Here is a 10794-nt window from a genome sequence, read left to right as displayed (position 1 = left end):
CTACCCTCCCCCGCCCGATGCCGCGCCGGATACCGATGCAACGACCCGCCCGCTGCCTGCATCTTCCGCCAGGCTGGCCGAAAAACGATGTTTCTGCACAATCGCTTTCACCAACCCCAGACCCAACCCATACCCGGTAATACCGGAATGCTCGGCACCTTGCGCGAAACGCTCGAACGCATGCTCGGTAAAGCCTTGCGACAAGGCCCCGGCATTGGAAATCTTGAGGTCGAATCGTGTCGCATCCCCGGTCAATTCGACCCGGATTTCGCTGTTTGCGGCAGCGTATTTTACGGCGTTGGACAAGAGGTTCGACAGCATGAGTTCCAGAAGATGCGAGTTGCCGGTGACACGTAGCGACTTGTCTATGTGCTGAACCAGACTTCGCCCGTTTGCCTGCAGGTCTTCTTCGAAATCGTAAACAAGGTCTTCCAGCAGATCCCCCAGCGGGACGTCAGGTTCCAGCCGGATATCCGCATCGGCCTGAAGCCGGAACAATTGCATGATGGATTGCAGGCGGGCGTCAGCGGCATCTATTCCCATGTCGATACGCTGTGCGTGAATCTGCCTATCCTGCGCGTTTTGTGCATTCAGCAGCTTCCGCATGCCGCTGCGAATATTCTGAAGCGGTGTCCGCAACTCATGCGCCAGATGGGCGGACAGGGCACGCAAATCAGCGAACAGCCCGTCAATCTTGGGCAGCGCTTCGTTCAACTGGCGACCCAGCTCGCGCAATTCCGGCGCGGGCGTTTCATCTTCAAACCGAATGCCGGTCTCGCCTGAAGAATACCGCTCAAGCAGCCGGTTCACCCGTTGCAGGCTGCGTCGGTACCGTTGCCAATGGGCGATCTGCAACAGGATCATCAAACCGCACACGACAAGTGAGACACCGGCAATGGCAAGCGCCAGCCAACGTGCGCGTTGGGTTTCGAAACTGGGTGATTCAATTCCAAAGACAAGCGCCACATCCCCAACGGGCAGCGCCCAGTCCTGTGAGGCCGCAGCAACATCAACCGATCTGGTTTCAAAGTCGGCCCCATCCAGCGACGCATGTCCCTGCCCGTGCTCAAGGGCGCTGGCTGCGCCCGGTGTTGTTTCCAGCAGAACGCGCCTGCGATCTCCGCTGATCTGCCAGATCGCCAGTTCCAGCCGATCGGTGCCCGGCAGAACTATGTTGCGTGACCGATCGAACGCGGTGGCCAGCCCACTGACGCCACTGTCTTCGAGAATACGCAGCATCTGCGCTTCGACGCTTTTTAGGGTTTGCCGGTCCGCCCTGTCTGCCGCCGAGAATACGGACAGACAGAATATTGCCGCCAATGTCAGGAAAACACCAAGCGCCGCGTAAAACAGCCCTTGTCCCGTTACCATGCGGGACAGTTTCGGGTTTTCTCCGATCAGGTGGATCACTGATCCGGGCTTTCATCAGCGGGAATGCGCAGCAATGCCTCGGACCGGAAAACATAGGCATCCCCATCGGTTTCCAGGAATTCCGGGTACGTCTCGCCGCGCGAATCCAGGGCGGACTTGAAATCGCGCACCAGCCGGTGCCGGGCCGCCGTCACCGGGTTCGAGCCGACATCCATGAACGTCTTTTGCCAAACGTCCAGATAGATCATCCGCTTGGGGATCGGTAGGCCGTCGCGCTCGGCCAGGTAGATCAGCATTTCACATTCTTTCGGCCGCAGTTCGACACGCGCGCCGCGCCACCGGACGATCCTGTCCTTGCGGCTGATCTCAAGCGGGCCAAACACCATCGTTTCTTCCGAAACCAAGGGACGCAAAAGCACCTGAACGCGTGCGCGCAACTCGCCCTCGTGAACCGGCTTGCAGATGTAGTCATCTGCCCGCGCGGTCTCGAGCCCGCGGATACGTTCCTCGATGGAATCCAGTGCGGTGAACAACAGGGCCGGAATTCGGATGCCGAGGTCGCGCAGACGCGAGATGAAGGTCAGCCCATCCCCATCCGGCAGGCCGCGGTCCACGACCAGCGCGTCAACAGGTCCGGCTTCGAACCTGTTCTGCGCATCCTTCAGGGTGCGTACACGCATGGCGTCCATACCGGCCTCGCGCAGGACATCCACCGCCCAGTCTCCGATTTCCTCTTCATCTTCCACAATCAGCACGCGCGGAGGCTGCGCCTGATGCCGAAGCGCCTGCACCCGGGTCAGGAACTCATCATCCGCCCCGGTGGCCGACATGACGTCGTCCGCGCCAAGCGCAATCAGCTCGTCCCGGCGATTGCGAAAACTGACCCCGTGGGACAGAGAAAAAAGAACCAGAACCCGCGCCGCGTTCTGTGCAACCTGTTTCAGACGCTCATTCGCCTGGTCATCCGTCAGGGTTTCAACGTCCAGAACAGTGACTGTCGCACCCTCGTCGCCGATGATCAGCTTTTGCGCATCCAGAATGGCAATGCGTGAAGCTTTCTTTTCCGGAACACCGTCCAAATATGAAACATCTACAGTATTCATGATGTACTATCCGTTTTCTCCGATTGGGGACGATATGATTTGAACTGTCAATTCCCTAGGCTGCCTGCAGGTTTCCAACCAACGGCAGAGGCTCAACAATCGTTGCTTCGGCCAACAGTTGCGCTGCTTCAAATAGCCTTTCCTTCCCCGAAAAATCCGCGATTTTACGCATGTTGCGCAGTTCACCGGGCTCAAGTTCAAAACCAAGCGCATCGAAGGTGTCGCGGGTCAGGCTCATGTCGTAATGGGTATGCTGCAATCCCGAACCTAACATGTCTGCCATATCACGCATCAGCTCCCGAGACAGCGCCTCTCCATCCTTGATCAGGCCGAAGAGGCCACGGAAGGCCCTGAAGACTGACACTTTGTCTGTCAGAGAATTGCCCGAATAAACAGGGCGCGAACTGCCCGTACCCAGCGAGGTCAGCGCAATGCGCTGCACACCACGAGCCCGGGTCAGACGGGTCAGCAGGTAAGACGGATCATTGAACAGGCTAAAGCCGCCATCCACCAGACGGGTCTCGCCCACGCCGCGCAATGTCATGGACACCGGCGAGAACAGACCCGGGGCTGCAGTGCTTGCGCGCAAGAGGTCGGACAGAGGCAGTTTTTCGCATCGGATTTCGGCGGACAATACACGATCCACACCGTAGTCAATCGTTGTAAACGCGATCGAATTCCCGCGCTGCAGGTCTTTGGCCAGCAATGTCAGGTCGCATTCCAGATCGTTGCGGTCCAGCAGCCGCCCCTGCGTGCGCTTTTCGAAGAAGCTGTGCAGCAGATCACCGTCGAAGATGTCCTGCAAGAGCGGTACAGCCCGCTTGCGCCGTTTGAAACCGCGCGGCACATCCTGCAAATAAAAATCCGCGATATCCTGAGCGGTAAGACCCAGCGCGACGCCGGCGGCAATCACTGCCCCGGTCGAGGATCCGGACACGGAATCGAAGCTGTCGGACAGGCGATAATGGGGGCCATATTTCTCTTTCCCCAGGGCCTCGATACGCAGCAACATGGCGGCCGGGATAACGCCCAGCAAACCGCCTCCGGAAACGGACAACAGTGAACTTTCGGTAACTGGTCCTGCTGTGTTTTCAAAGTCAAACATCTCGAACTCTCCGGACGATTTTGCCATTGCCGAAAATGGTAGTCTCTGCGGTTAGAAGTTTGAAATGACAGCTTTTGTAAGCGCGGCTGTGTGACAAGTTCTGTAACTGGTCAAATTCTGAGATTTGCGTTGACCATGAGTTATGAGTCACGTTTACTTATCTTCAATTTGTAGGGGGCTATTTTTCTTTTGTTTCGGGCTGTGTTGGCATTTTTGACGACTGGTGTGTTGATCGCGATTGTTGCCTGGTCTGCCGCTGCGCTTGTTCCTGCATGCGGCGCAAATGATCGGGTCGCAGGAACCTGGTTGGATTGGTGCCCGGTCAACAAGGCCGAGCAGGCTGAACAGAGGCTGGCGGCACTCGAACGACAAAACCAGGAACTGGTCGATCGCATTTTGCGGCACGAACGCGAGCTTGCATTGTTGCAGTGCGAACCCAAGGCACCGCAACAGGCCGCGCTGCCCGATTTGGCCCCCATACCCGACAAGATCGACCCTCAGGACTGGGACAATCAGCGTATCGGATTGCTGGAAGGGTGCTGGGAACTGGATTCCCGGTTTGTGACCACCAACAGACGGACCGGCGTGAAGACTGATTACAACCAGTGGACCATGTGTTTCGACGCCAGTGGCAATGGGCGCGAAGAAATGCGCGCCGATAACGGCAACAGCTGCGCCGGACCGGTGACCGGCGCGTTCGCAGCTGATGGATCGCTGATTATCGACGAACCCGGCAACCTGCAATGCAGCGACGGCGGATACATCTACCGCCTGAGCAGCAGCTGTAAACTGAATGAATCCGGCACGGCCAGCTGTGTCGTGACACAACCAGAAGTCGGCAGTTCGACAACCGTCGAATTCCGCCGACCCGCAAGGGGCAACTGATGGCTGAACACTTTCTGACTAAGACGCAAATCGAATTGGGCCAGTGCCTTGAGGCTGGAGACGAGCTTGCGATTGAGGCCTATCCGGCTCTGCTGGACGCGCTCACCGCGCATGGGGGTGAGGAAACGGCGCATCTTTTTGCCGAACCGCTGCTTAGCCGGGGAAACGATCAGGTGGCTCCGTCGGTGTCGTGGTATACCGACATCAAGGGAAATGCGACGCCGTTCAATCGTCTGGATGACGCCGCGCAGAACGCGTTGGGGCAGGAGCTGACCCGCAGGCTGGCGCCACTTCAGACCGCCTTGGGCAACGAGCAGACCGGAAGCCTGATTGGCAGCGCCCTTCATATCCCTGACATGAACGATGTCTGGTCCGTGGACGGAACACCGGTCATCATCAACTGGGGCATGTTGCCCGCCGGAGCCAGCCGCGAGACCGAGACCCGCGCGAAACACTATGCGCAAACTCTGGGGCGTTTTCTTCCCCTGCCTTCTGCACCGCCTTTGTCATCAGTCGAAGCGCAGGAAATGGCCGCGCAGAAACAGGCTGCTGCCCCGGCAACTCCTGCGCCAGACGCGGCGGCAGCGACAGCAGCGGCAGCCACGGCGGCTCCGGTCGCAGCAGCAGCCGCAACGGCCGATCCAACACCGCCGCCTCCGCCTTCTCAGGCATTGGCAACACCGCAGCGGGTGCCGCTTTGGGCCTGGCTGCCGTTACTGTTGCTGCTTCTGCTGGCCGGCGGCGTCCTGATTTGGCTGCTGATCCCGGGAAATCGCATTTTCCCGGACCTTGCCAAAGACCGCGCGGTCACTGACGAGGCTGCACTTGCGGCGGTTCTTAGCACCAACAAATCGCTGGAGCAGCGTCTGGCAGACCTGCAGTTTGCGTTGGATGGCGCGGTTTGCGAAGCGGATGGCACCTTGCTGATGCCCAACGGTCGCACGATCGAAGGGTTGCTGCCGCCCGATCCGAATGACCGCGCCGACATACCCGGCGCAGTGCGCCCGGCTGACAGAACCTCTATTCTGCCCCCCAATCCGGAGCGCGTGAAAATTCAGGATTCCGATAACCCCAAGGACACCAAATCGCTGCTTGCCTATATCGAGGAGCGGACTGCCATGGTTCTCGCCCCGTCGCCGGAAGGGTTGGGCAGCGGGACAGGTTTCTTTGTGGGCCCAGACCTTCTGGTCACCAATCACCACGTTATCGCGTCGCCGGGTGCAACGATTTATGTAACCAACAATGCGCTCGGTTCACTGAGAGAAGCGCAGGTTCTCAAGACATTTGGCCCGTTCCAGTCCACGGGTGGCGATTTTGCGCTGCTGCGTGTTCAAGGTGCACAGCAGCCTTCGTTCAACGTGCTGGATTCCGCGGAATCGCTGCGCCTGCAATCCGTTATCGCCGCGGGCTACCCGGGTGATCTGCTGCAAAGTGACGCGAATTTCCAACAACTCCGGTCCGGTGACAGAACCGCAGTTCCGGAATTGGCGGTGACGGACGGCACTGTATCGGCCGAACAGACACTGCCACCGCAAACCAAAGTGGTTGTGCATTCAGCGCCGATTTCCAAGGGCAATTCGGGCGGTCCGCTGGTTGATATGTGCGGCCGGTTGGTTGGCGTGAATACCTTTGTCAAAGTCGGCCCGATGCGCAGCCTGAATTTCGCGCTGTCCACCGGCGACCTGATGCGTTTTCTTGCCGACACAGGCGCGCTTCCCGCCGTTGTGACACAAACCTGCGCCCCGCAGGTTCAGCGCCCGCTGCCGCCGGAAACCGCACAGGCGTCGGGGGCGGCACCTGAGAGCCCCGCCCCGGAAGCCAACGCGCTTCCGAAACTGCCGGCGCTGACGCCCAAATCCGAGTGAGCCGCAACGATGTTTGAAGCTTTCCTCGCAAATACGTCGACGCAAGGGCTTTCCCCGCTGGGAACGGCACCGCAGCGGTCATTCGAACTGATCTCGGGCACGGTTCGGGACAAATTGGGCGAACGTCACGCCGCCCTGTTTGCCGAACCGGTGGCGACCCAGTACGGGGATCGGTTCGACTGGTATGCCGTGACGGGCGGCAAACCCCACAGGCTGGACACATTCGAAGAGGAGGAGCGCGCCGCCATCGACGCGGACCTTCAGGGCCTGTTGTTGGACATCCGCGAATTGGGCCAATCCCTGCTGGACAGCAACGACCCGGACCAGCAGCGGCTTGGCGAAGCCCTGTCCAACGCAACACGTTATCCCGATGACGATTGCATCTACGTACTGACAGATGGCGAAACACGTCAGCCCGTGCTGTTGAACTGGGCCTGGGTCTCGGACAATCAGGCTGCAGTTGCAGGCGACCTGAGTGGCAAGGAGGGGGCTGCAAGAGCACAGAAGAAAGCCACGGAAAAAGCGGCAGCGGTTGCTGCGGCCACTGCTGCAGCGGCACCGGCATCCGCCGGAGAAGCGCAGGCCACGGCGGCTGATCGGGGTCCGCTAAACCTGTGGTGGCTGATGTGGTTTGGCTGGCTGCTGCTGATGCTGATGATCGCAGCCATCCTGTATCTGATGGTCGAAGCCTGCGCCCTGCGCATTCCGGGTTTGCCCGGTTACTGCCCGCCGCCGGGTGTGGAGGCATCCGAAGAAGAACGCAGGACACTTTGGCTGCGCGATCGGATCGCCAGCCTCGAGAAAGACATCGGCATTGCCGACCGCGCCTGTCAGCCTGACAAGGCAACAGCGCCGATCCCCGACCCGAAAGACCGGGCGCAACTGGTTCCGGATATCGACAGCGAAAGACTGGCTGAACGCGGTGCACGCGAAGGAAAACTGACGATTTCGTTGCTGTGGGACTCGGTTGCGGACTTGCATATGGATGTGCGGTGCCCGGGCAATCAGATCATCAATTACGACAACCGCGCGGCTTGCGGTGGCAACCTGGATATCGGCGGTAATCACGACATTCGTACGGCCGTGCCCAACGCAATCGAAAGCATGTATTTCGACGCCCCGGCCAATGGACCGTACAATATCGCAGTCTCGTTGTTTGACCCCCATGGCCAAAGCACCACGCAATCCTTCCGATTGCGTATCAAGGACGGGGTCGAGACCAAAATATTCAATGGTTCCGTCACAAGCGGCCAACCCGCATGGACCAAACAATACGAAGTTGGAAAGGGAAACTGATGCTCAGGGATCGGAAACCACAAATTCGCAAACTCGCGAATTTGCGCGAAGAAATCACGCTGATTCCGTTCTCGGGAATTCAAATGCTGGATTTCGGCTTTGACATTTCCAAGCTCGAAATGCGCCCTCTGCGATATATTGAAAGGGTCACGGGCGAGCAGGATGGTGAGAACATTCTGACCCTGTTCCCGCTGTCCGGCGATGACACGCGCGACGCCGAAATCCTGGACGCGCGGCGAGACGATGACGACGAATATTCGGTTCGGCCAACTGCGGCGCTGGACCCGTTTCTGGACAAATGGGTGCCGGTGCCTTTCCTGCGCCAGAAAAGCCAGCGCGGCCATGCCGGTGAATTGCAGTTCGACCCCGGCCCGTCCAGCTGGGCGCGTATGCGAACCGTCGAACTGGCCGAACCGGACGCCGAAACCGGGCATACCCACAGGATCCAGATCGCGCTGGACACCACGTTGGTGGATCATCAGCAGGACATGAATTACGTCGCGCCTGAGAAATCGGATGCCGAAAAGGCCCGCGATTTCAAACTGGTGACCGAACCCAACGACATGAGATGGTTCCTGCGCCGTCCCGAAACGGACGAAGACGGCAACATGCTGGATCATCAGCGCTGGGTGTCGGAGTGGCTGAAGGAGCTGTTCATCAACTTCAAGCGCGCTGAACGGCCCGGACGCCGTTTTGCGGAAGAGGACCTGCCGCACCGGTTCGAACATTGGGCACGATACCTGGCTTATCTGCAGGTCGTACAGAATACCGCGAACCCGCCGACCGTCCGTTTTGCCAATACCGTCAGCGAGCGGGACGCTGTTACACCGGTGAATGTCGATCTGGTTCTGGACGTCGGCAACAGCCGGACCTGCGGCATTCTGATCGAGCAGTTTCCGGGTGAAACACGTGTCGATCTGGCGCGGTCCTTCCCGCTGGAAATCCGCGATCTCAGCAAGCCGGAATTCTACTACAGCGGTCTGTTCCCCAGCCGGGTCGAGTTTTCCGATGTCCGGTTCGGCGATGATCGCTATGCCAGTCGTTCGGGACGGCGCAACGCGTTCCTGTGGCCCAGCTTCGTGCGCATCGGCCCCGAAGCGGTGCGGCTGGTTCAGGGCGAGGAAGGGACGGAAACCCTGTCCGGTCTCTCGTCACCGAAACGATACCTATGGGACAGCGCCGCCGTTCAGCAGGACTGGCGGTTCCACAATCACATGGACCCAAACAACCTGCCCAAGGCGGTGCGATCTGCCATGCGCCACCTCAATGAGGCGGGCGACGTGATGAAGCAGGTCCGGTATGAGGAAGAACAACGCCTGCGCCGCCGGGGCGAAACACCCAGCACTCCGGCCATCCGGCCGCGCTTTTCGCGCAGTTCGCTGTTCGGGTTCATGATGGGCGAGATCATTGCGCACGCGCTGATCCAGATCAACGATCCCGCCGGGCGATCCCGCCGGGCGCAATCGGATCTGCCACGCCGTCTGAACCGCATCATCCTGAGCCTGCCAACCGCCACACCGATCAAGGAACAGGCCATCATCCGTTCGCGCACGCAAGGTGCGCTTGGCCTGATCTGGCAGCAATTGGGTTTGGACAGTGCTCAGAAGCCCTATTCGACCAAGCCCGAGGTGATGGTGGACTGGGACGAAGCGTCGTGTACCCAGCTTGTTTACCTTTACAGCGAGCTGACGCAGAAATTCGACGGGCGCATCGATACGTTCATCAACCTCAAGGGCAAGCCCCGCATGTCTCCATCGGGGGCCGAGGAACCGTCCTTGAGGCTGGCCAGCATTGATGTGGGTGGTGGCACAACCGATCTGATGATCACCACCTACCGGAATGAAGCCAACCGGGTTCTGCACCCCGAACAGACGTTCCGCGAGGGGTTCCGCATCGCGGGTGATGACCTGGTTCACCGAGTGGTCAGCGCCATCATCATTCCGCGCATTCAGGAATCCATCGAAGCCGCAGGCGGTGTCTACGTGGCCGAGAAGCTGCGCGAGCTTTTTGGCGGCGACATCGGCGGGCAGGATCAGCAGGCCGTTCAGCGACGCCGGCAATTCTCGCTGCGCGTGCTTGTGCCACTGGCCGAGGCAACGCTGGCCCACTGCGAAACCTCGGAAGAGTTCGACCGGTTCGACCTGCCCGTGGCCCGCATTCTGGGCATGCCAGAGCCGCTTGATCCCGAAGATCGGCCTGACGGTGAAGAAGAGGTAGCAGAAGCACCAACAACCGAACCGACACCCGATGCGAATGGTGGCCGCGAAGTCGGTTCTGACATCCTGTCATATGTCGAAGACGCGGCGGCTGCCCTTGGTGCACGCGACTGGAAGCTGGCCGATCTGGTCCTGACCAGCTCGCGCGAAGATGTCGATGCGATCAGCCGCGAGGTGTTCCAGCGCGTTCTGGGCAACATGTGCGAGGTGATCGACCATCTGGGCGTTGACGTCGTGCTGCTGACCGGACGGCCCTCGCGCCTGCCGGCCATCCGCTCGATCGTCGAGGAAATGCTGGTTGTGTCGCCGCACCGGCTGATATCGATGCACCAGTACAAAACCGGGCGCTGGTACCCGTTCCGGGATCCGGTTTCGCAAAAGATCGGCGATCCGAAATCGACCGTTGCGGTCGGCGGTATGCTGATTGCGCTTTCGGAAAACCGTATCCCGAATTTCAAGGTCACGACCGGCGCGTTCCAGATGCGCTCGACCGCGCGGTTTGTCGGTGAGATGGACATCAACGGCCAGATCCCGGACGAACGCATCCTGTTCTCGGATGTCGATCTGGACACGGATGGGTCCAGCAATGACACCGCGACCGTGAACCTCTATTCGCCAGTCTATATCGGATCGCGGCAGTTACCGTTGGACCGCTGGACAACCACGCCGCTGTTCCGGCTGGATTTTGCGGATACCGGCAACCAGTCACGCCCGCTGCCGATCCGGGTCGAACTGCGCAAGACCGACTTTGACGACAGCGATGGGGAAACCAGCGAAGACAAGCTGCGCCGCGAATCCATGCGCGAGGCCTTCGAGATCGATCAGGTCGAAGACGGCGAAGGCGGCGCGATGAAATCAAGTGATGTCATTTTGCGCCTGCATACGCTTGGGTTCGAAGATGAATACTGGATCGACACTGGCGTGTTCCAGGTCTGATCCGGTTTGAAGATGTG

At 59.6% G+C, this 10794-nt stretch carries 7 protein-coding genes; 4 read left to right on the top strand and 3 right to left on the bottom strand.

What is annotated here, in order from left to right; genetic code table 11:
- Genes ACR0JW_RS16770 through ACR0JW_RS16760 form a run of 3 tightly spaced genes read right to left on the bottom strand, consistent with a single transcriptional unit; the run spans position 1 to position 3579 of the window.
- A complete protein-coding gene (locus ACR0JW_RS16770; protein WP_170824698.1) occupies positions 1–1410 on the bottom strand; it encodes a sensor histidine kinase in 1410 nt (469 codons plus the stop codon).
- The gene (locus ACR0JW_RS16765; RefSeq protein ID WP_170682205.1) at positions 1407–2474 is read right to left on the bottom strand and encodes a response regulator transcription factor; all 1068 of its coding nucleotides are present in this window, start codon (positions 2472–2474) and stop codon (positions 1407–1409) included. Before ACR0JW_RS16765 ends, ACR0JW_RS16770 begins: the two co-directional genes overlap by 4 nt.
- Before the next feature lie 55 nt (positions 2475–2529).
- A complete protein-coding gene (locus ACR0JW_RS16760) occupies positions 2530–3579 on the bottom strand; it encodes a patatin-like phospholipase family protein (RefSeq protein WP_480714225.1) in 1050 nt (349 codons plus the stop codon).
- Positions 3580–3807: 228 nt separating this feature from the next.
- On the opposite strand from ACR0JW_RS16760, the gene ACR0JW_RS16755 reads away from it, so the two are divergent.
- The 4 genes from ACR0JW_RS16755 to ACR0JW_RS16740 are packed head-to-tail and all read left to right on the top strand — an operon-like array spanning position 3808 to position 10777.
- Positions 3808–4464: a hypothetical protein gene (locus ACR0JW_RS16755; RefSeq protein ID WP_170682207.1), complete on the top strand. Its 657-nt coding sequence runs from the start codon at positions 3808–3810 to the stop codon at positions 4462–4464.
- Positions 4464–6329 (top strand): S1 family peptidase, encoded by a 1866-nt coding sequence (locus ACR0JW_RS16750; RefSeq protein ID WP_170682208.1) that lies wholly within the window; start codon positions 4464–4466, stop codon positions 6327–6329. The genes ACR0JW_RS16755 and ACR0JW_RS16750 overlap by 1 nt, the downstream gene beginning before the upstream one ends.
- Positions 6330–6338: 9 nt before the next feature.
- On the top strand, positions 6339–7625 hold the full coding sequence (locus ACR0JW_RS16745; protein WP_170682209.1) for a hypothetical protein: 1287 nt from the start codon (positions 6339–6341) through the stop codon (positions 7623–7625).
- Between the two features lie 41 nt (positions 7626–7666).
- Positions 7667–10777, top strand: coding sequence for a virulence factor SrfB (locus ACR0JW_RS16740; protein WP_480714224.1), 3111 nt, complete (start codon positions 7667–7669; stop codon positions 10775–10777).
- Positions 10778–10794 lie beyond the last annotated feature (17 nt).

The organism is Ruegeria sp. BG6, from assembly GCF_056538465.1.
Note: the sequence above shows the minus strand (reverse complement) of the source record. Positions and strands in the feature narration are given on the sequence as shown.

Coding starts and splice junctions, on each gene's coding strand:
- ACR0JW_RS16745 (WP_170682209.1), top strand. CDS start 6,339: ATGTTTGAAGCTTTCCTCGCAAATACGTCGACGCAAGGGCTTTCCCCG.
- ACR0JW_RS16760 (WP_480714225.1), bottom strand. CDS start 3,579: ATGTTTGACTTTGAAAACACAGCAGGACCAGTTACCGAAAGTTCACTG.
- ACR0JW_RS16750 (WP_170682208.1), top strand. CDS start 4,464: ATGGCTGAACACTTTCTGACTAAGACGCAAATCGAATTGGGCCAGTGC.
- ACR0JW_RS16765 (WP_170682205.1), bottom strand. CDS start 2,474: ATGAATACTGTAGATGTTTCATATTTGGACGGTGTTCCGGAAAAGAAA.